The organism is Sinobaca sp. H24 (genome assembly GCF_023845525.1).
Window position 1 is genome coordinate 307,857 of the sequence record NZ_JALBWT010000001.1, and the last position, 21,408, is coordinate 329,264.

Genomic DNA, 21,408 nt, shown 5'->3' on the forward strand with positions numbered 1-21,408 from the left:
CTTCTGCTTATTTTGCTTTTTCTTTTAATAAAATATCTTTTTCACCGGTCGCTTCGAGCATCTCGTAGCAGACGTTTAATTCAGCAATTTTTGCATCCAGATAATCCATCGCAATTTCCATTCCAAAGGGCATGGCCAGCATATTAATCTGGTCAAATGCTTTATGAATACGTTTCGTTGCTGTTTCAAACTGGCCTTCCACCAGGGTTGTGATCGTAAGCTCGCATTCTTCATTAAACGCGCGCAGCATCATTTTTTTCATATTGATATGGGAAACCGGCACTTCCTCTTCCTCTGAAGCGGTAAAGGCTCCTTCATGAACAAGTACAGCACGATCTTCTGTGATCATATCACGCTGCTGTTTTTTCCAGCTGTGGTAAAGAGTACGATATTCATCTGCCTCTTGAAAATCAAAGGCTCTTTCAAACGCATGGACGTCATGAAGATTCACTTCTTCTTTAAGCTTACGGTATCCTTCCGTAATACTCGCTGTCTCAGCAAGCTCCATGACTTTCATACCAAGCTGTTCATGTTCTTCTTCCAAATGACGCTTTGATTTGTGCAGAGATTCCATCTGGGCTCCAAAAGAATTCTGCTGATCCCACAGCTTCGTCATTTCCTGATTTTTTGACTCAATGGTTCTGTCGAGTGCAGCCACTTCCCCACTCCGCTGTGCCATATCATGTTCGTACAGCTTTCTTTTGTCGGAGAGCTCATTTTCAAGCTGAAACACCTTTTCCTGGAACCGCTCATTTAGTTCTTTATTCATCTCCTGATAATGGTGGGTAATCGTCAGACGTTTATTCTTTTGCACATTCGCTAAAATAATAGCTGCTACACCGCTTATAAACAATGTAGGGACCGCGAGAATACCCAGCACCGTAATAAACCAGGTGGAGTACCACCATTTATCCTGATACGTAAACGGCACGTAGGCAAACGGAACCTGAGTCTGCAGATCTTCCTGCTCTTCAAGACCGGTTTCTTCTTCTGCCTGAAACTGCTGAAGCTGGTTGGAAAGCTCTGCTGCTATATCGCCGGCTTTCGCCTGTTTAATGTCCCCAAGCGTAATACTGTAAGCTTCGGATTCAAAACTGAACTTCCTCTCCTCCAGCAATTTTATATTTTTCATTTCTTTATAATCAAATGTGATTGACTCTTCCGGCTTATACTTTTTATTTAAAAACATGGCTCGTTCATTCGTTATGATGAATGCGCCTGGAAACTCCTGAGGCCCTGAAAGCTCAGAGCGGCACCATCCGTAACAACTCGCCACGAGACGTTCGTTTTCCCGTTTCACTTCTTTTGTAAAAATCGTTAGAAGCGTATCGTAGCTTCCCATAGGATCCCTCTTTTCGAAAAAATACGTAATTATTTTTCTAGCTTATCACAGTACCCGGGCAATCGGAAGAAACGAACGATGGTTTCTTTTCACAGCAGGTCATAAAAAAGATGCTGCCGGATTCTGCAGCACCCTTGCGCTTCAGCCTTCTGGATCAGCTGCGCTTTCATCCATATACATAACTTCCCACAGATGGCCGTCCAGGTCTTCAAAGCTTGCTCCGTACATAAATCCCTGCTCAGCCGGTGCCTGCGGGGATGTCCCGCCGGCCCGGACTGCACTGCTGATTATTTCATCTACTTTATCACGGCTGTTCACCTGCAGGGCAGTGATCGCCTCTATATTCCGGGAGGTGTCGGTGATTTCTTTTTTCGTAAATGTCTGAAAAAAAGGTTCTGTTAAAAGCATGGCAAAAATCGTTTCACTGATTATCATGCAAGTGGCATTCTCATCTGTAAACTGCGGATTAAATTCAAATCCAAGTTCAGAGAAAAAATGGATGGAGTTCTGTAAGTCTTTCACTGGAAGGTTAATGAAAATCCGTTCTGCCTGCATACTCATTTCAGTCCCCGCTCTCTGCATTTTATTCGTTATAGTATTTATTCTACACCCGCGGCTGAATCCCTTCTGGCCTTCAACGCTGTTCCTCTTTGTCAGAGAGGATGACATCTTTCAACTCATCCTGGACGCTCCGATTTGACATAGGAACACCGGAGCGGTAGGCAGCCCGGCACATAAGATGTCCGGCTACCGGGGCTGTCAAAAACACGAACAAAATCCCTAAAATCAGGCGTACACTGACAAAATTCTCCATACCTGCGAAAAAAATAAAAGTACCGAGCAGCGTACACAATACGCCTAATGTCGCACTCTTTGTGCCGGCATGGGACCTGGTATATACATCAGGAAGCCGCAGAATACCGATTGCACTAAGAAGAGCAAGTGTCGTTCCAATCAGAAGAAGAATAGCTACGATCGTTTCAATCACCACGTCTGGACTCAATGATAATCCCCCTCTCAATATATTTGGAGAAGGCAACGGTTCCGATAAAGGCAATAATTCCCATCAGCAGAATAATTTCCAAATATGCACTCGTTCGAAAAGAACGGAGAGCACAGCAACTACTGCAATTAAATTAATACCAATCGCATCAAGGGCAATCACCCGGTCCGGCATGGAAGGACCGATAATAACTCGATACAGACCTACAAGGATAGAAACAGATAAAAACACAAGACTGATAGTCATCGCAATGGCAAACATCAGCGGGTCACCTCCATAATAGCCTGTTCAAATGAATTTTTAGTTGCTATCACTCTATTCTGAGATTCCGGTATATCCATCGCATGTATATAGAGCACATTGCCTTCCGCAGATATTTCCATTACGACGGAGCCCGGCGTCAGCATTAAAAGCATCGCAAGAAAGGTAATTTCCCAGTCGGTGGAAAGCTCTGTTTCCAGTTTAAAAATGCCCGGCGTTATGTTCAGGCGCGGCCGCAGAATCTGGCGGATAACCAGAATACTGGATGAAATAAGTTCTCTAATAAAAATAAACAGCAGCTTCGTAATACTCCATAGCTTCCACATATAAAATTCTTTCGGGAAAAAGCGGCGGAAAGAGAAAATAAGGACCAGTCCGATCACATAGCCTGTCATCAATGTCGTTACATAAATGCCTTCTTCATCCTGAAAAGATGCCCATAGAACAGCAATTAAAATATTAAGCAGTATTTGAGCCGGCATTGTCTATCCTCTCCTTTGCCGTTATGAGTAAGCAGAGCCAAGCACTGCTTCGATATAAAAAGCAGGATTCATTAAGTCAGAAGCTGCTGCCGATATATATGGGTTCACCCATTCGACACCGATGCCTAAAAACAAGCTCACGCATATAAGCAGAGTGCAGGGAAGCAGCAGCCCGTGCGTAGAGGTTTTTTCATCCTCTTTGCTCAGCTGGTTCTCTCCCCAGAATCCATTCATGAAAATCTTCATGGTGGAATATAATACGGCGAGGCTGGAAAGAGGCCGATGGCACCCAATACGTAAAATTGGGTTTCCAGCGTTCCCTGGAGCACGAGCAGCTTTCCAAAAAATCCGCTTAGCGGAGGTACTCCTACCAGGGCAAAAGAAGCGATAAAAAACATCCAGCCCAAGTACGGGTGGTTTCGGATCATGCCACTCATCTCTTTTAACTGGTAAGTGCCAACAAGACCTACCATTGCGCCTCCAAGCAGGAAAAGCAGCGTTTTTACGACCATATCATGAATCAAATAATAAATCGCACCGGTCAAAGCTGTCTCCTGAAACACAGCAATACCAATCGCAATAAATCCAATCGCAATAACAATATTATAAGCCAGTACCTTTTGAATATTACCGTACGCTACAGCCCCGATGCTTCCAAGTATCATGGTCAGACCTGCCATCCAGGCGATAACGTTATGTGTAATGCCGGGTTCATGATAGAAAATCAAGGTGAACATGCGAAAAATAGCGTACACCCCTACCTTCGTCAGCAGTCCGGCAAACAAAGCAGAAACGGCGGTAGGAGGTGCGCTGTAGGATTCCGGCAGCCAATAGAAAAACAAGAGGGCCGACTTCACAGCAAAAATAACCAAAAACAGCAGCGCGATCGCTGTAAGCAGATCAGGCTGTCCCGCTTCCGCTACACGAACAGAGAGATGCGCCATATTCAACGTTCCTGTCACGGCATATAAGTAGGCAATCGCTACGATAAACAGCATCGAGGAAACAATATTAATCAATACATACATAATGCCCGCACGAAGCTGTTTTTTTAAACCACCGAGGGATAACAGCACATAAGAAGCCAGCAGCATCACCTCGAAGAATACGAACAAGTTGAAGATGTCTCCTGTTAAAAAAGAGCCGTTTACTCCCGTAATAAGAAATTGAATAAATGCATAGTAGTAAAAACGTTCTCTTTCCCATTCAATCGACTGAAAGGAGTAAATCAGGCATCCCAGAGCTACAATGGCGGAAGTAATGACGAGCAGCAAAGAAAAAGTATCCGCTACCAGCACAATACCAAAGGGCGCTTCCCATCCGCCGAGATTAAGAATTTGTATCCCTTCTCCTCCGACCTGGCGCAGCAGATAAACCGCCGTCCCCAATACAGTCAGAAACGACAGCACGCTAAGCAGCCGTTGAATCATGACATATTTAGGAAAAAGAACGAGCAGAGCTCCTGTCAGAAAAGGAATGACGATAGGCAGAATCACTATATTATTCATGCTCTGTCCCCCGCAGCTTCTTCATGTCATCGGATTTAAACTCCTGGTAGGCTCTGTATGCAAGCACTAAAAAGAAAGCGGTTGTTCCAAAGTTTATCACGATGGCTGTAAGTATTAATGCCTGCGGCAGCGGATCCGCATAAGCTGCCGCCCCCATACCAAGCAGTGGAGCTTCACCCTGCTTTAACCCGCCCATCGTCAAAAGCAGCAGCAGGGCCCCGTGCCCGATAATAGATGTGCCCAAAATAATACGAAGCAGGCTTTTTGTTAATATTAAATACGTACCGATGCTGAAAAATATCCCAATAACAAAGGCCATTACAGTCTCCATTATTCCTCATCCCCTTTGTTGCGGCTGATGCTTACAATGACGGTCATCGTGGTGCCGACAACTGCCATGGCCACTCCTATTTCAAAAATAATAGTTGTCGCAATATCTATTTCTTCATTAACGATCGGCATATAAAACTGCAGATGAGTCTGACTTAGAAAAGGCACATGAAATACGAAGGAAGCCATTCCTGTTAATAAAGACACCAGCACGCCCAGGCCGGTAATTAATTTATAGTTAATAGGCAGCGTCTGGGTAACGGTCTCTATATCAAATGCCAAAAGCATTAAAATCAAGGCGGATGAAATGACCAGTCCGCCTATAAAGCCGCCCCCTGGATTATGATGTCCGGCAAAAAATAAATAAATGGCAAAAGTGAGGATAATGAACGTTACTATTTTTGTAACGGTCTGCAAAATGACATCATTAATTTTCACCGTCATCCCCCTTTTCCCTCATCCGAAGACTGATTAAGGAATATACGCCCAGTCCGGCAATACAAAGAACCATGATTTCAAGCAGCGTATCAAATCCACGAAAATCAGCCAGAATAGCATTTACCATATTTCTGGAGCCCGCCAGCTCATATGAATCCTCAAAATAGACCGAAACCGACGGAAACAGTTTATTGCCCTGCGCAGCCAGAGTGAAACAAGTGATCAGCACACCTACACCGAGCGAAATGATTAAGTTGGGAATTTGGACACGTCTTGCCGTTTCGCGGAAACGAAACTCCGGGAGAAACCGGAGACAGAGAAGATACAAAGCAACGGATACCGTTTCCACTACAAGCTGAGTCAATGCCAGATCCGGCGCACGGAAGATAACAAAAAATAATGCGACCAGATATCCCACCGCTCCAACAGCAATAATAGCCGTCAGTCTTTTGGAAGCAAGCATAACGGTAAGCGCGCCTGCTACAAGCCCTGCAGCAAGAAGTATTTCATACACTTCCACTGTTGATATATCTATCTGTTGAAAAGAAATATTGTCTGAGAAAAACAACATTCCTCCTGTAAGCAGTATGAGTATTCCTAAAATGTATTGAATATAATCTCTTGTTAAACCGCTCATATAGAGGTTAGTGAAGGAATATGCCCTTTGTTCGGCTTTAAAAATGCCGGAAGCATACGCATTGTTTAACGTGTATACCTGCGGGAACAAGCTAAAGATACCCTTCCACTTGTTCCAGGTCATAAACAGGAGACTTCCAAGCGAAATCACACCAATGGTCATGAAAAGCTCGGTATTAAATCCGTGCCAGGCCTCAATATGGATAGAAAAGTCACCGGCATTTCCAGGCAGGACGGAAGCAACCATCGGCTCCAGCACGTAATGGGCCAGCACGTTGGGCGCAAAGAAAATGCCAATTACGAAAGCGGCCAGTACTGCCGGGGAAATCAGCATTCCAAGCGGTGCTTCTTTTGGTTTTTTTTCAAGGCGGCGCGGACGGTATTTGCCCCGGAACGTATGAAAAATAAGAATCATGCTGTAAACGAAAGTGAAAACACTTGCCACCCAGGCAACTGCCGGAATCAGCAGACCCGCCCCTCCGGCCGAAAATACACCGGCTTCCTCAAGAGAAAGGGAGCTTGTAAAAAACAGCTCCTTGCTCAAAAAGCCGTTAAACGGAGGTACTCCTGCCATAGACAGGCTTCCGATCAATGTAAGGGTAAAAGAGATAGGCATCAGGCTCATTAAGCCGCCTAATTTCCTCGTATCTCTCGTTCCTGTTTCATGATCAATAATGCCGATCACCATAAATAAACAGCCTTTAAACGTGGAATGGTTTACTAAATGAAAGACTGCTGCGAGTATGGCTGTTGTATAGAGGGCAGCCTCTGCTTCCTCCTGAACGGCTAAAGCAAGCGAACCTATCCCGAGAAGTGACATAATTAAACCCAGCTGACTGATCGTAGAAAAAGCGAGAAGCGCCTTCAAATCAGTTTGTTTCATCGCATTAACGGCGCCCCAGAAAAGCGTAATCAAACCGACCGATGTAATAATCCAAAACCATTCTCCAGTCCCTCCAAAAAACGGAGTAAAACGGGCTATCGCATAAATACCGGCTTTTACCATCGTGGCTGAGTGCAGGTAAGCGCTGATAGGGGTCGGCGCTTCCATTGCATCCGGAAGCCAGATATGAAAAGGAAATTGTGCAGATTTAGCAAATGACCCAATTAAAACAAAAATCATCGCCGGCACGAACAAAGAATGATCCTGCAGCTCTCCAGCCTGGCTGATAATACCGCGGATGCTGTAAGTGCCGGCCATGGAATGAAGCATAATAATACCCACGAGCATGGAGAAGCCGCCGCTCACGGTAATCAACATCGCTTTCTGCGCACCATTACGGGATTTTTTCCGCTGATACCAAAAGGCGATCAGAAGAAAAGACGAAATGCTCGTAAGCTCCCAGAATAAATAAAATCCAATCAGATTGTCGGAGAAAACAACGCCCAGCATCGCTCCCATAAACAAAAGCATATATACGTAAAAATTATGTAACAATTCTCTCGTTTTTGATAAATAAAAAATAGAATACAAAACGACCAAAGCACCGATTCCACTAATTAAAAAACCGAACACAAGACTCAGCCCGTCTACATAAAACGATAAATTAATACCATAGGCAGGAATCCAGGAGAGCGTGTAGAGCATGGTCTCTCCTTCACTTATACCTTGCAGCCAGCTCCCCAGCACGATGAAAATAATAAGGGGCAGCGGCAGAACAAACCATCCTGTATGAATACGGGATGCGTATCGGTAAAGGAAAGGAATCATAAGTGCATATAAAAAGGGTAATAGTACAACGGAATGGAGCCAGGACAAAATGTAACCTCCTACTCACTGGATACAACACGATCCATCATTTTTCAATTTCTTCCTATATACACTAGTATAAAGAAAGGATGCCTGTTTCGCACATAATAATCACATAAACTTTCTCCAGCTCATGATATAATTGTAAAGAGAGCGCTTCCAGCAGTCTCCTGATTATTTATTGACAAAACATGCGGCGAGGAGTAGCCTATGGAAGAGCTTTACCAATACTCAAGAATTTATTTACACGAGGTGAAAGATCATGACCGGTAAAGGTACAATGGATGAAAGTATTCTGGTCTGTGTTTATTACGGGCCAAACGGTGCCAAATTAATACGCAGAGGATGCAAAATAGCCTCCCGCCTTGACTGTCCTTTATATATAGTATCAATTGACCCTGCTCCCGCTGATAATCTGGATCATGAAAAAAGCCAGTATATTGAAAGCTGGAAAAAGCTTGCCGAGGAGTACGGGGCGACCGAGTTTATTTTGAAAGACAACGAAAAACGTCCTGTTGTTAAAGTGATCGGAGAAGTGGCCAGAGAAAAAGGTGTCACCCAGATTATTATCGGCCAGACGGCGAAAAGCCGCTGGGAAGAAATTACGAAGGGTTCTTTTGTTAACATTCTTTTAAAAGAGCTGCCTTTTATCGACCTTCATATTATATCTGTCTCCAGAGAACTTAGAGACCATGACGGAGATTATGAAAAAGGCTGTCACGCTTATCTTGTACGGGACGGAGATCAGTATAAGATCAGCTTCAATCATACAAACGACGCGCAGTACGAAGGCATTTTCTTTAAAGAGACCGGAACCGACTTCAATAACGGCACCTTTAAATTCATGAAAGACGGCGAAATGCTGGAAATTCATGTAACCGAAGATTATGTAACGGAACGAAAAAAGCTGGAAGTATAATAAAAGGTTCCGCACTGGAAGCTTTATCTATTTAAAAAGACGAACCGCGGCGGCGGTTCGTCTTTTTTTGTTTCAGGATTAGTTATTGCTGGAGCCGGAAGCAATGGCACCAACCATAGCACCTGTCATTGCAGCCTGCTGGGCCTGAAGAATACTTTCCAGCGACGTCTGAACGGCGGTTTGTGTAATGGCTGCTTCTTCCGCGTATTCACTGACAGAAAGCTGTACAGCAATCGTAAAGTTCATTTTTTTATGCCATTTAAATTCCTTGGAATCATTCAGCGTTTTTTCAATTCTTACAATAAAATCAGCGAGCTTTTCTTTTTCCTCGGCCAGTGCCATAATTCCTACTTCCGGATAATGAACCGGGCGCACCTTTTTTTCCTGTGCTTCCAGGGTAACCACTACATCCATCGCGTGTTTTACGAGGATATCCGTCTCTTCGTTATTACGCAGAGCAAGAATATGACTCAGCATCTGCAGTTCATTGGATTTTTTAAATCCCTTGTCGTGAAGATTCCGGTACAGTTCTTCAATTTTCACCATCAGCGGCCCTTCTTCTTCCGGCGAAGCAGCCAAAAGCACTGCAATTGGATAGTCTGAGCTTGAAGTTAAAAACATGTGGTCTTTTTTCATTAAATCAAATACGCGTTTAGCTCTTTCGATTAGATCGTTTCGACTGTCTGCTTCCTTCTTTATATCAAGAACCAGCAAAGCAGATATATACGTGAAGCTTCCTCTTTGAAAAGAGCTGTTCACCAGCTGATCGTAGACTTCCATCCATTCATGGTATTTGTCTTCCGGATCATCGAAACGGATATTGAGCGTAGCCGCTCCTACGTATACTTGAGCACCATTTAAGGCACTGAATACACCTTTTTTCTTTTTCATGTACTCTGCGATTTCCTTAAACCGTTCGACGTCGAGCTCTTTTTTCCTCACCACGTACATGGAAGAAATCAGCATAAGTACTCTTGCGTCTACTACCTGCCACTTCAGCTCTTTTTTTAAAATGGAATAATACGTTTCATACGTTTCCAGTTTTGCCATCAATTCATTTTCCATGCGATGTCACCCTTTCCGCATTTCTATCTCATTAACCATTATACTGCTTTATAAACTCAAACAGTACCTCACTCCATTAAAGAACAGAAGAAAAAAAGACCCCCTTTTATTGGAAAGGAGTCTTTTTTTCTATTTCAATATAACTGTTTGCTTTACGGTACCAGGGAGCGGCTTCGTAAATGTTCTGGTGAGATAAAGCATATAAATCAGTCCTCCCCCTACCCAGATCATTCCCCCAATGATGGTCGGCGTATCGAGAAGAAATAACAGCCAGAGCATAATAAAGGCTCCTATGCCGGGGACTCCAATATAAAATATGCGCTGATACAGGCTCGTTGTCTCTTTTTGACGGACAGCCAACGCTATAACAGATATGTTCACAAAAAGAAGGCTGTAAGTGCTCCAAAGTTAACGAAGCGGAGCGCTGCATCTACACTGATAAATAAAGCGAGAATAGACAGAACCGAAGCTAGGCCAATGTTGAAAACCGGCGTTTTAAACCGGGGATGAATGTATCCGAAATATTTTTCAGGCAGGATACCATCTCTTCCCATGACGTAAAGAAGTCTGGAAACAGCCGTAATCGAAGCTAACCCCTGCGTAAAAATAGCTGCGATTAAAACAGTCATAAAAATGGCATTGAGTGCGCTGCCTCCGATAAGCGCCATAAGCTCCATCGCTGCAGAGTCTATGTTCACAAATGAAAACGCTGGCTGTGCCAATTGAATCAAATACGAACTGCTGATATGAAGCACGCTGATAATTCCGATCATAATAAAGATCGCCCTCGGAATTGTTTTCTGAGGATCTATTGTTTCTTCGGAAAGCGTAGTAATCGTATCAAATCCAAGAAACGAGAAAATCACAACCGAAGCTCCTGCCAGCATAATCGGAACGGTAAGATCCCCGGCAAAAGGCTGAATCGAGAACAAACCGCCTGCGCCTTCTCCTGTCCAAAGGCCGCGGATGAGAATAATACAAAAAGCAATGATAAACACAATCTGCATAATGACAAACAATCCGCTTAAATTGGCGGAAGAGTTAATGCCCATAGCTGCTATGGCCGCCAGCAGAACAATTAATCCAATGATCCAAACCGGAGCCGGAACACCCGGAAACTGGGCATTCAGGAAAACACCAAATGTAATGCAGGCAATAATGGGAGCGAATAAGTAATTGAACAAAAGCAGCCACCCTACTAGAAATCCTGCATTTGGATGAATAGCTTTTTTGGCGAATGTATAGGCAGAACCGGAAATAGGAATTTTCTTAGCCATAATAGCGTAGCTCGTTCCAGTAAATATAACCGCAACCACGGCAAAGATGTAAGCCGGAGTCAAAAACCCCGAAGATCCTTCAAAAGCTACTCCAAATACAGAAAAGTAAATCATCGGTGTGTTCCATGCCAAACCCATAAAAACAACCTGCCATAGTGTTAATGTACGTTTCAACTCTGCTTTTTCAGCCATTATTTTCCTTCTTTCTGTTGGGATCATAGCATCAATTAAATTATTCTGATATATAATTTTTATAAATAGAAACGTCAGCCGGCCGGGCTGTTCGTGCTTAATGATGTTCATTCTCGGGAGTCTTTTTGATTTAATCAACAACTCTGGCAGAAAATCTGTCAGCTTATTTTGTCTGATGCCTTTTATTTCTCTACAGCCTCTAAGAACAAAACCACGGCGTCCGCTCATTAAAATAAACAGGCAAAAAAACATGTTATATAACCTCACATAACTATTGTCTTTGCCACCAGGCTCCACTACACTTTTTATATACACCGCACACATACCGATCCTCAAAAATAACATAAAGGCCTCCTTGTCTATGACATTGAGGGGCGAAAAATGCTTTCTAGGGTTCCGCTGTCAGCTCCACTGCTGACAGGACAGGTCCGAGAGAAAGCGGGCACAGCCGGATAGCATTGGCTGCAGCTTACACGGACGGACAAAAGCCTGGGAGATTAAATTCTCTCAGGCTTTTTTTTATTACTTTTCAACTCATTGCTGATAAAAGAATTATCTATTCTAAAGGAGGAACAATAATGAATCCGTATTGGACAAAATCATTGGAAGCTGGAGAAAAGTGGTCTGGGGTTGTTAAAAAAGGAAGCCTGTTCCGCTTAACCGCATCAGGAAGCACAGCAAATGTATCCATGCTCCTGTTTAACACTCATGACCGGACAGAGCGCTACAATATGCCGGATACGCTCAAAGCCCAGCACACCTCCCATTTAACAAAAGGACATGTGATGATGAGCGACAATGGTAAAGCGATGGCCGGTATTATCGAGGATGACACCGGGTGGCATGACTCTTTTGGCGGCTTTTCTAAAACCAGCTGGACCGACACCCAGTTTGGCAAGACAACTTATCAATCCGAGCGGAACGAACGCTATCGCAGCGGAGAAGAGAATTTTTCCATGGAACTATTCCGAAATGGTTTGACGATGCGGGATACGGTTCCTGTTGTGAATGTTTTTTCGAAAGTAGCCGTTAAAGACGGAGGCGAAATGGTCTTTCATCCAGAGAATGCCGGAGCCGGAGAAACCATCACCTTACGGACGGAAATGGATCTGCTTATCGTCTTATCCAATACGCCCCATCCGCTTGATACTTCTACCGTATACCCCTCCGTGCCTGTAAAGCTTGAAGCCGGGGCTGCTGAACCGATAGCTGAAAATGATATCTGCTTAAACCTATGCGGAGAAAACCGCCGTGCCTATGAGAATACCTGGGAAGCGGACCTGCTTTCTGAAGGATTTATCATTTCTCCCGTTTCTGCCAAATGAATTTGGAAAATTCAATTATCTGGAAAGGATGATCGATAGTGACACAAGCGAAAGAAATTACAACCAGTCATCGAAAAATAGAGGATGCCGTATACACCCGAACCATTCCGGCAGGAAAAGGCTGGATGTATGATTTGGAACCCGGGCAGGTTTTCAGAATTACAGATCTTGAAGGCAATCAGGCGGCAGACACCCTCTTTTATGATGCCCTAAATCCGGAAGACAGCTACAGTGCCATTGAAACGGTCACCGCCCAGAAAAATATCTACCTTACGACCGGCTCGGTTCTTCGGGCAAAATCCGGTCAGCCGCTTCTCACGATTACTGCTGATTCCGTCGGTAAACACGACACTGTAGGAGGCGCCTGCTCTGCGGAAAGCAATACGGTCCGCTATGCGCATGAGAAAAAAGCGATGCATAACTGCCGCGATACGTTTATGTATGAATTGTCGAAACGCGGCGGTCACTTTTCCAAGCAGGACCTGGCGCCAAACATTAATTTCTTCATGAACGTTCCGATTACGCCGGAAGGCGGGCTTACCTTCGAAGATGGAGTCTCAGCCCCGGCTATTACGTAGAAATGCAGGCAGAAACAAACACAACCGTACTAATCAGCAACTGCCCACAGCTTAATAACCCGTGCAACGATTACAACCCTACGCCGATTGAAGTAACCATCTGGAATAAATAACTCATTATATAGAAGAAAGGAGAATGTTTTATGTTTAAAAAGGTGCTTATTGCCAACCGCGGTGCGATTGCGGTACGAATTGAACGGACATTAAAAAAAATGGGCATTCCTTCTGTCGCTATCTATACTAAAGCCGACCAGGACAGCCTCCACGTGGATCATTCCGATGAAGCTGTTCTTATTGGAGAAGGAAACGCCCAGGAAAGCTACCTGCATCCGGAAACCATTCTTCAGGCCGCTCTTGATACCGGTGCCGACGCCATCCACCCGGGATACGGCTTTTTAAGTGAAAATGCCCAGTTTGCCCGTACCTGCGAAGAAAAAGGAATTACGTTCATCGGACCTACTCCTGAGCAGATGGAGCTCTTTGGCTTAAAGCACTCTGCCAGAGAAGCCGCTGCTAACGCCGATGTTCCCCTTCTTCCCGGCACAAATCTGCTGGAGCACGCAGAAGAAGCTGTCGCTGCAGCCGCTGAGATCGGGTATCCCGTTATGCTCAAAAGCACCGCCGGCGGAGGCGGTATTGGCATGAGAATCTGTAAGGACAAAGACAGTCTGCTCTCTTCTTTTGATGCCGTAACACACCTTGCAGAGAATAACTTTAACGACGGCGGTTTGTTTCTGGAAAAGTACATTTCCTCTGCACGTCATATTGAAGTACAGATTTTTGGAAGCTGGAAAGGAGATGTCGTTTCTCTCGGAGAAAGAGACTGCTCCATTCAGCGCAGAAATCAAAAAGTAGTCGAAGAATCACCCGCCCCCCTTCTTTCAGAAAAAGTCAGACAAGAAATGGCTGCTTCAGCGGAACGTCTGGCTTCTGCTACAGGCTATCAAAATGCCGGCACCGTTGAATTTCTGTATGACCCTGATTCAGAAGCCTTCTATTTTCTCGAAATGAACACAAGACTGCAGGTGGAACACGGGGTGACAGAGGAAGTAACCGGGGTTGATTTAGTAGAGTGGATGATTCTCGAAGCCGCCCGCGAACTTCCTGCTTTCCTCCTATTACGATTCAGGGCCACAGCATACAGGCACGTGTTTATGCGGAAGACAGCTTTCATGATTTCCGGCCGAGCGTCGGTCAGATCGACCGGGTCGAGCTTTCTTCTCTCGCCCGGAATGAATGCTGGGTACGCGACGGCCTTCAAGTCACTACGCTGTATGACCCTATGCTTGCCAAAGTAATTGTTCATTCCAAAGACCGGGATGGAGCGATTAAACAGCTGAGTGCGGCGCTTTCTGAAACAAAAATGTACGGAGTGACGACCAATCTCCTCTATATAAAAAGCCTTCTGCAGGAACCTTCTTTTCAAAAAGGAGAGGTTCATACGCAGCTGTTAAACAGCTTTTCTCCTTCTGAGATGGCACTCGAAGTAGTAGACGGCGGCATCCAGACCACAGTACAGGATTGGCCGGGACGCGTCGGCCACTGGGATGTAGGTGTTCCTCCCTGTGGTCCAATGGATCCTCTTTCCTTCCGCATCGGTAACCAGCTTTTGCAGAATGATGAAAAAGCAAGCGGTTTGGAACTGACGTTACAAGGCGGGTCCTACAGCTTTCGTGAAGATATATGGTTTTGTATAACAGGTGCTGATATGCAGCCGGTACTCGATGGAACAGAAATCAGTTTGTACCATCCTATCCTCGCACGTAAAGGACAGGTGCTCTCCTTCGGACAGGCCGAAGCAGGCATGCGTACGTATCTGCTTGTTTCAGGCGGATTTGATATGCCGCAGACACTTAACAGCGCTTCTACGTTTACACTCGGCGGCTTTGGCGGCCACGGCGGAAGAGCTCTTCGTGCAGGAGATGTTCTGCGCGTTAACGGAAACACTCTTCCAGCCATCAGTGAACCTTTAGCAGCCACAGAAAAACCGGCTATTCAGAAAGAGTGGACGATCGGAGTCGTTCCCGGACCGCACTGTACGGAAGAATTTCTGCTTCCCGCCTATTTGAAACAGCTTGAAGAAACTGAGTGGGAAGTGCACTTTAACAGTTCCAGAACCGGAGTGCGTCTGATCGGACCTGCTCCATTGTGGGCAAGAGAAGATGGCGGCGAAGCCGGTCTGCACCCTTCCAATATTCATGACAATGCTTACGCAGTAGGAACCCTTGACCTTACAGGAGACATGCCTATTCTGCTTGGTCCGGATGGTCCGAGTCTAGGCGGATTTGTCTGTCCCGTCACCACGGCATCTGCAGAGTTCTGGAAAATCGGCCAGCTTCATGCCGGAGATACGATCCGCTTTCAGCTGTTAACCCTTAACCAGGCAGAGTCACTTCGCCTGGAACAGGAAGCCTACTTGAAGACGCTTCGGGAAAAATCTTCCCATCCTATACCTGTACTATCTTTTGAAAAGCGTTCGTTTGATCCGAACTACCCTATTCTTGCCCGTGAAACAGAAGAGAGACGCTTTCCAATAACCGTCCGCTGCAGCGGGGACGAGAACGTACTCGTTGAATACGGAGAAATGGAACTGGATTTGCTGCTTCGTTTTCAGGTGCAGGTACTGATGGAAGCAATCCGCCAGGAAGGTGATTTCCCTATTATGGATTTGACGCCGGGTATCCGCTCTCTGCAGATCCGCATCAATCCACTGGAAAACAACGTCCAGCAGGTATGTGAAAAAGTGCTGGAGCTTGATAAACAGCTTCCTGCTTTAGAGGATATTACTATTCCATCGCGCATTGTAAAGCTTCCCCTTTCCTGGGATGATCCATCGACCCAGCTTGCCACGGAACGCTACCAAAAGAATGTGCGGCCTGATGCACCGTGGTGCCCGGATAATCTTGAGTTTATTCGTCGGATCAACGGCCTTGACAGCATTAACAATGTAAAAGATGTCGTGTTTGATGCGAACTACCTCGTGATGGGTCTGGGAGACGTTTATCTCGGAGCTCCGGTCGCTACGCCAACCGATCCAAGGCACCGGCTCGTAACAACCAAGTACAATCCGGCACGGACGTGGACACCTGAGAATGCTGTAGGAATCGGTGGTGCTACATGTGCGTCTATGGAATGGAAGGCCGGGCGGCTATCAGTTTGTCGGCCGAACCATTCAAATGTGGAACAAATTCCGGGAAACCAAAAGCTTTGAACCCGGCAAGCCATGGCTGCTCCGCTTCTTCGACCAAATTCAATACTATCCGTCAGCGCCGATGAACTGCTTGAGCTTCGGGAGGATTTCCTGCGCGGCCGCTTTGAAGCAGACATTACTGAAACAACGTTTTCTCTTAAAGATTATATCGAAGACCTGCAGGCCGTAGAGTCCGGTGCTGCTAAATTTAAACAGCACCAGCAGAAGGCTTTCCAGGAAGAAAGACAGCGCTGGAAGGAACAGGGGCTGGCAGAATACGTGTCCGAGCAGGATGTGAAAACCGAACAGCCCGAAGAAGGACTGCCGGAAGGGACGTCTCCTGTTACATGCTCGATTCCCGGCAGCGTATGGAAAGTATTAGTGGAAAACGGATCAGAAGTGAAACAGGGAGAAACACTTATTATAGAAGAAAGCATGAAAATGGAATTTATCATTGAAGCTCCCTGTGATGGATATGTGACAGGTCTGTCAGTGAAACCTGGAGATGAAGTGCATCCCGGCCAGACCATTTTAGGGATTACCGAAAAAAAGGAGGTTTCTGTGTAATGCATGCTTATCAATCTATTGCTGCTTTAAGAAAAGCCTATACGTCCGGACAAACAGATCCGGAGTCTCTGATTAATCAGCTTATCGCACAGGCCGAAGAGGAGAAATTCTATAATATATGGATTACTCCCCCTTCCCTTTCCTTTATTCAGCCTTACTTGGACAGGCTCAAGGACCTTTCGATAGAAGAAGCTCCTTTATGGGGAATCCCCTTTGCTCTAAAAGACAATATAGACCTTGCCGGTGTCCCGACGACTGCGGGATGTGAAGCCTACAGCTATATTCCGGAAGAGCATTCCACAGCCGCCGCTCGTCTGATCGAAGCAGGAGCCGTTCCTGTAGGAAAATCAAATCTGGATCAGTTTGCAACAGGACTGGTCGGCACAAGAAGTCCCTATGGAGAGACAAAGAACGCCTGGAATCCTGATCTAATAAGCGGAGGATCGAGCTCCGGCTCGGCTGTCTCTGTCGCTGCAGGACAAACCCTCTTTGCTTTAGGAACAGATACAGCAGGATCCGGGCGGGTTCCTGCCGCCTTAAATAATTTAGTCGGCTGGAAGTCAAGCCTTGGTTCCTGGCCTGTAAGCGGCATCGTTCCCGCCTGCGCAAGCATCGACTGTTTAACAGTCTTCACGAATACAATGGAAGACGCCTCTCTTGTAGATTCAGTCATTAGAGGGTTTGATCAAGCAGATCCATGGTCGCGGGAAACCCCTGCTTTATCCGAAACAAAACCGCAGTCTTACCTGCTTCCGGATAAAGAACCGGCGTTTTTCGGTCCCTTTGCCGACGCGTACCGCCAGGCATGGAAACAGACTGTGGCCGCGCTGGAACAATCCGGTCTCCCCATCAAGTATGTATCTACAGCGTTTATGGAAGAAGCGGCCTCTGTTTTATATGACGGCCCGCTGTAGCAGAACGCTGGGCAGAACTGGGCGGATTTGCAGACTCCCATCCCGGGGCTCTCCTTCCAGTTACCGAAAAAGTGCTCGTTCCGGCACTAATCTGACTACACTGCCGCTGCACTATTTCAAGCCAGGCATAAGCTTAAGGCTTATACTAGAAAGGCAGAAGCTCTGCTGCAAAACAGTGTACTTATCATGCCAACAGCCGGCGGAACATGGAGCCGAAACGAGGTAAGGGAAAGCCCTATTCAGACGAATAGTGACATGGGGCGTTACACTAACCACTGCAATCTTCTTGAATTATGTGCCGTTTCCCTTCCCCAATCGTTTGCCGATCATAATCTTCCATTCGGTATTACGTTATTTGCCAGCCAGGATAATGACTCGCTTTTGGTTGGCGCTTCGACAGAAATACAGCGCTGCAGCAGTCGAAAAGAAGTAATGATTGCGGTCTGCGGTCTTCATATGAGAGGTTTTGAGCTTGAAAAACAGATGATCTCCCACGAAGCCTCTTTTGTAAAAGAGACAGTGTCCGCTCCCGCATACAAACTTGTTGAAGTACCGGGATCCCGGCTAAGCCGGGAATGATTCGTTCCGAAAAGGAAGGTGCTTCCATTGCGCTGGAGCTATGGAAAATGCCGCTTGATCAGCTCGGTTCATTTACAGCGGGCATTCCTTCCCCGCTAGGAATCGGTAAAGTGGAATTGGAAGATGGAACATTCACTCCTGGATTTATCTGCGAAGCAGAGGCTGCTGATTATGGAAAAGACATCACCTCATTCGGCGGCTGGAAAGCCTACCAGAACAGCTCTATATCTCTTTAAAAGCCTGCCGGTTGTTTCACGTGAAACAGCCAGGCAGGCTTTTTTTCATGTTTGACGAAAATCGTACGTTTTCTGTGAAGCGTTGTTTTTTCCATAAGAAACTGTTTTAATATGTATTATAGATACATATTAAAAGGAGAGACTTTATGACAAAGCAGGGAGTACTTTCAGAACACACAATTGATATTGTAAAAAGCACCGCCCCGGTTTTGGCTGTGCATGGAGAAGCTATCACGACTAAGTTTTACGCTATGCTGTTCGAAGCCCACCCGGAGCTGCTGAACATGTTTAATCATACAAATCAGGCCACCGGCGCCCAGCCGAAAGCACTGGCACAAGCCCTTTATGCGGCAGCTTCTTATGTAGACCGTCTTGAGGTACTCGAATCATTTGTAGAAAAGACCGCACAAAAACATGCCAGCGTTGGCGTAAAGCCGGAACACTATCCTATCGTCGGCCACTTTTTAATCAAAGCGATGGAAGAGGTGCTGCAGGAAAATGCCACAACTGACATTCTGGAGGCATGGACAGAAACCTATGGAGCCGTTGCTGACATCTTTATTCGTGCCGAACAGACATTATATGAAACAAAAGAAGAAGAACCTAAAGGATGGACAGGTTATAAAGACTTTACGGTGGTCGATATTGTACAGGAAAGCAGCAGAATGAAGTCTTTCTACCTTCAGCCTGCCGACCATTCCCCGCTGCCTTCTTTTCTTTCCGGACAGTACGTAAGTCTGCGTTGTTCTATACCAGGAGAAGAATACACCATGTACGCTCTTACAGCCTGTCCGATGCTCCCGGTACCGGCTCCTATCGAATTACGGTCAAGCACGAAGAAGAAGGAATCGTTTCCTCTTATCTCATGAGCAGACAAAGGCAGGACAGGCTATTGAACTGTCTGCTCCATTCGGTTCTTTTATACTCCAAACAGACGAGCGGCAAACCTATTGCCTTTATCAGCGCAGGTTCCGGCCTGACGCCGCTTGTCAGTATGTTAAAGTCTCTGCCTGAGTCTTACGCATCGGCTGTTACGTTTATTTACGCTGCCAAAAATCATAACCATCATCCTTTGCAGCAGGAAATCAACAGTGCCCTCCAAAAGCTTCCCGTTTCTCAGTCACTGACATTGTATACAGCCCCTGAACCAGAATATCCATCTTCTGCTTATTTCGGTACGGAAACGACGCTCACCAGGGAAGCACTTCAATCTGCCCTGCCACAGGAAGATACCCGCTGCTACGTGTGCGGACCGCCTGCTTTTGTAGAAGCCGTTGTCTCACGCCTCCATGAAATCGGCCGGCATGATATTTCTACCGAAAATTTTGTTCCTATTTCCTAATCTCCACCCTTCTTATGGTAAGATAATGCATAGAATAAAGAAGGAAAGAGAGTTGTACCGCCTGTGTTTACGTTAATTGATTTCTTTTATTTACTGCTTTCCGCTCTTGTTATTCTTCCTCTCGTTTCTATTATCCGGGAGTCCGGCTATTATTTAGTCGTAAGTCTGCTGGGAGCTACTAATAAGAAGCTGACGGTAGGAAGCGGTCCCGTGCTTTTCCGGACCGAAACGATTGAGGTCCGCCGTTATTTTTTTATGTACAGTTGGTTTGAATATGATGAAATTAACCCGGATAAAAAATTCTGGCATGGGCTGATTTATGCCTCCCCTATGCTCAGTAATATTATCGTAGCTGTACTAATCAATAGTTTGATCGTAGGAGGCATTATCCCGGAATGGGGATTTTGGAACCAATTCTTATTTTATGTTTTCTATTTTGTACTATTTGATGCCCTTCCCGTTTACCTTCCTGACGGCCAGCCTTCAAACGGTCGGGCTATTTTTGATTTAATCTGGCACGGTCAGCGCTCGGATTATTCAAAAGAAAATGAGAAAGACCAGGAAGGCCGCACGCAGGCCCAGGAAGAAACAATGCGTAATAGAGACAAAGATGAGCGGGAACGCGGGGATCATTCCCGCACACGCTCCAGAAACACTAGAAGACGACGATAGAAAAGCCGCTCCCTCTAAGAAGGAGCGGCTTTTCACTATTTTGTAAACGTATTTTCCAGCGTGCCGATTTCATCAATCGTGCATTCGACCTTGTCGCCTTTTTTCACAAATTCTGCGCCAAGCGGGCTTCCTGTTAAAATCACATCACCCGGCTCAAGCGTCATCACTTTGGAAAGGTAGGACACCATCCGCTTCAGAGAAACGATCATCAGATCGGATTTGCTGTTCTGTTTCTCTTCCCCATTTACAAATGCTTTCACGTACACATTAAGCGGATCCAGATCGGTCTGAATCGCCGGTCCGAGCGGCGTAAACGTATCAAATGACTTACCAACGGTCCAGTGTCCGGCTTCATGGAAAAACTGCGGGGCTGTTACGTCGTTACCTACCGTGTAGCCCAGAATGCTGTCGAGCACTTCGTTTTCTTCGATATTCTTCGTGCGTTTTCCAATGACTACAGCCAGCTCAGACTCAAACTTAATCTCGTCCACCCCTTCCGGAATGCGGACTTCTGCTCCTGAACCAATCAAGGAAGAAGCCGGCTTGTAAAAAAAGACCGGAATCTCCGGCTGTGTATCCGGCAGATCTTTTTTATCCCCTACATAATTTTGCTCCAATACCGATAATTTTCTCCGGCTCGACGGGTGCCAGCAGTTTAACATCGGCATGCCCGTGTGTTTCTCCCGGTTGCTTCTCTTCCTGAAAACAGATCCCCTTTAAACGGCTTCAGCCCTTCTTCGGTCCATTCTCCATAATAATGATTCGACTGGTACTCATATCTGCATAGTTTCATCGTATTCTG

Annotated in this window: 19 protein-coding genes, 4 pseudogenes and 1 riboswitch; of the genes and pseudogenes, 8 read left to right on the forward strand and 15 right to left on the reverse strand. The window is 45.8% G+C overall.

Annotated elements, in window-relative coordinates; genetic code table 11:
* Nucleotides 1–7: 7 nt before the first annotated feature.
* The 10 genes and pseudogenes from MMY81_RS01770 to MMY81_RS01810 form a co-directional block, all read right to left on the reverse strand.
* Nucleotides 8–1,342 carry an SNIPE associated domain-containing protein gene (locus MMY81_RS01770; RefSeq protein ID WP_252311389.1) on the reverse strand — a complete coding sequence of 445 codons (1,335 nt, stop codon included), beginning with the start codon at nucleotides 1,340–1,342 and terminating at the stop codon, nucleotides 8–10.
* A 141-nt stretch (nucleotides 1,343–1,483) separates the two neighbouring features.
* Nucleotides 1,484–1,903, reverse strand: coding sequence for a VOC family protein (locus tag MMY81_RS01775; protein ID WP_252311390.1), 420 nt, complete (start codon nucleotides 1,901–1,903; stop codon nucleotides 1,484–1,486).
* A 73-nt stretch (nucleotides 1,904–1,976) separates the two neighbouring features.
* Nucleotides 1,977–2,345: a Na+/H+ antiporter subunit G gene (locus MMY81_RS01780; RefSeq protein ID WP_252311391.1), complete on the reverse strand. Its 369-nt coding sequence runs from the start codon at nucleotides 2,343–2,345 to the stop codon at nucleotides 1,977–1,979.
* Nucleotides 2,323–2,606 (reverse strand): annotated as a pseudogene (locus MMY81_RS01785) (Na(+)/H(+) antiporter subunit F1). The gene MMY81_RS01780 and the pseudogene MMY81_RS01785 overlap by 23 nt, the downstream one beginning before the upstream one ends.
* Nucleotides 2,606–3,088 carry a Na+/H+ antiporter subunit E gene (locus MMY81_RS01790; RefSeq protein ID WP_252311392.1) on the reverse strand — a complete coding sequence of 161 codons (483 nt, stop codon included), beginning with the start codon at nucleotides 3,086–3,088 and terminating at the stop codon, nucleotides 2,606–2,608. Before MMY81_RS01790 ends, MMY81_RS01785 begins: the two are co-directional and overlap by 1 nt.
* A 21-nt stretch (nucleotides 3,089–3,109) precedes the next feature.
* Entirely contained in the window at nucleotides 3,110–3,322 is a 213-nt protein-coding gene (locus MMY81_RS33710) for a hypothetical protein (RefSeq protein WP_308215175.1), read from the reverse strand.
* Nucleotides 3,323–3,330: 8 nt separating this feature from the next.
* Complete coding sequence (locus MMY81_RS01795) at nucleotides 3,331–4,596, reverse strand: proton-conducting transporter transmembrane domain-containing protein (RefSeq protein ID WP_308215176.1); 1,266 nt, start codon at nucleotides 4,594–4,596, stop codon at nucleotides 3,331–3,333.
* Nucleotides 4,589–4,927, reverse strand: a complete 339-nt coding sequence (locus MMY81_RS01800) for a Na(+)/H(+) antiporter subunit C (protein ID WP_252311393.1) — start codon at nucleotides 4,925–4,927, stop codon at nucleotides 4,589–4,591. The genes MMY81_RS01795 and MMY81_RS01800 overlap by 8 nt, the downstream gene beginning before the upstream one ends.
* On the reverse strand, nucleotides 4,927–5,364 hold the full coding sequence (locus MMY81_RS01805) for a Na(+)/H(+) antiporter subunit B (RefSeq protein ID WP_252311394.1): 438 nt from the start codon (nucleotides 5,362–5,364) through the stop codon (nucleotides 4,927–4,929). Before MMY81_RS01805 ends, MMY81_RS01800 begins: the two co-directional genes overlap by 1 nt.
* Complete coding sequence (locus MMY81_RS01810; RefSeq protein WP_252311395.1) at nucleotides 5,354–7,759, reverse strand: Na+/H+ antiporter subunit A; 2,406 nt, start codon at nucleotides 7,757–7,759, stop codon at nucleotides 5,354–5,356. The genes MMY81_RS01805 and MMY81_RS01810 overlap by 11 nt, the downstream gene beginning before the upstream one ends.
* A 253-nt stretch (nucleotides 7,760–8,012) precedes the next feature.
* Here MMY81_RS01810 and MMY81_RS01815 point away from each other — a divergent pair, with 253 nt between their 5' ends.
* Complete coding sequence (locus tag MMY81_RS01815) at nucleotides 8,013–8,669, forward strand: adenine nucleotide alpha hydrolase family protein (protein WP_252311396.1); 657 nt, start codon at nucleotides 8,013–8,015, stop codon at nucleotides 8,667–8,669.
* A gap of 78 nt (nucleotides 8,670–8,747) precedes the next feature.
* Here the strand turns inward: MMY81_RS01815 and MMY81_RS01820 are convergent, their stop codons facing one another.
* The 3 genes from MMY81_RS01820 to MMY81_RS01830 form a co-directional block, all read right to left on the reverse strand.
* Nucleotides 8,748–9,734 (reverse strand): DUF4003 family protein, encoded by a 987-nt coding sequence (locus MMY81_RS01820; RefSeq protein ID WP_252311397.1) that lies wholly within the window; start codon nucleotides 9,732–9,734, stop codon nucleotides 8,748–8,750.
* Between the two features lie 129 nt (nucleotides 9,735–9,863).
* Entirely contained in the window at nucleotides 9,864–10,013 is a 150-nt protein-coding gene (locus tag MMY81_RS01825) for a hypothetical protein (protein ID WP_252311398.1), read from the reverse strand.
* A gap of 98 nt (nucleotides 10,014–10,111) precedes the next feature.
* A complete protein-coding gene (locus MMY81_RS01830) occupies nucleotides 10,112–11,548 on the reverse strand; it encodes an APC family permease (RefSeq protein ID WP_252311399.1) in 1,437 nt (478 codons plus the stop codon).
* Between the two features lie 32 nt (nucleotides 11,549–11,580).
* Nucleotides 11,581–11,701: riboswitch (guanidine-I (ykkC/yxkD leader) on the forward strand.
* Between the two features lie 80 nt (nucleotides 11,702–11,781).
* Between MMY81_RS01830 and MMY81_RS01835 the strand changes: the two genes are divergently transcribed.
* The 7 genes and pseudogenes from MMY81_RS01835 to MMY81_RS01865 all read left to right on the forward strand — a co-directional run bounded on the left by MMY81_RS01835 (nucleotide 11,782) and on the right by MMY81_RS01865 (nucleotide 20,606).
* Nucleotides 11,782–12,528 carry an urea amidolyase associated protein UAAP1 gene (locus MMY81_RS01835; protein WP_252311400.1) on the forward strand — a complete coding sequence of 249 codons (747 nt, stop codon included), beginning with the start codon at nucleotides 11,782–11,784 and terminating at the stop codon, nucleotides 12,526–12,528.
* Between the two features lie 56 nt (nucleotides 12,529–12,584).
* Nucleotides 12,585–13,219: pseudogene (locus MMY81_RS01840) on the forward strand (urea amidolyase associated protein UAAP2).
* A 30-nt stretch (nucleotides 13,220–13,249) separates the two neighbouring features.
* Nucleotides 13,250–16,863 (forward strand): annotated as a pseudogene (gene uca / locus MMY81_RS01845) (urea carboxylase).
* Nucleotides 16,863–18,592: pseudogene (atzF, locus tag MMY81_RS34855) on the forward strand (allophanate hydrolase). The pseudogenes uca and atzF overlap by 1 nt, the downstream one beginning before the upstream one ends.
* Before the next feature lie 146 nt (nucleotides 18,593–18,738).
* Nucleotides 18,739–19,461, forward strand: a complete 723-nt coding sequence (locus tag MMY81_RS01855; protein ID WP_252311401.1) for a globin domain-containing protein — start codon at nucleotides 18,739–18,741, stop codon at nucleotides 19,459–19,461.
* Nucleotides 19,462–19,484: 23 nt separating this feature from the next.
* The gene (locus MMY81_RS01860) at nucleotides 19,485–19,934 is read left to right on the forward strand and encodes a ferredoxin reductase domain-containing protein (protein WP_252311402.1); all 450 of its coding nucleotides are present in this window, start codon (nucleotides 19,485–19,487) and stop codon (nucleotides 19,932–19,934) included.
* Nucleotides 19,935–19,997: 63 nt separating this feature from the next.
* Nucleotides 19,998–20,606: a hypothetical protein gene (locus MMY81_RS01865; RefSeq protein WP_252311403.1), complete on the forward strand. Its 609-nt coding sequence runs from the start codon at nucleotides 19,998–20,000 to the stop codon at nucleotides 20,604–20,606.
* Between the two features lie 35 nt (nucleotides 20,607–20,641).
* Here the strand turns inward: MMY81_RS01865 and MMY81_RS01870 are convergent, their stop codons facing one another.
* Together MMY81_RS01870 and MMY81_RS34860 are read right to left on the reverse strand one after the other, a co-directional pair.
* Nucleotides 20,642–21,274 carry a fumarylacetoacetate hydrolase family protein gene (locus MMY81_RS01870; RefSeq protein ID WP_374561053.1) on the reverse strand — a complete coding sequence of 211 codons (633 nt, stop codon included), beginning with the start codon at nucleotides 21,272–21,274 and terminating at the stop codon, nucleotides 20,642–20,644.
* Nucleotides 21,262–21,399 carry a hypothetical protein gene (locus MMY81_RS34860; protein WP_374561055.1) on the reverse strand — a complete coding sequence of 46 codons (138 nt, stop codon included), beginning with the start codon at nucleotides 21,397–21,399 and terminating at the stop codon, nucleotides 21,262–21,264. The genes MMY81_RS01870 and MMY81_RS34860 overlap by 13 nt, the downstream gene beginning before the upstream one ends.
* Nucleotides 21,400–21,408: the final 9 nt, after the last annotated feature.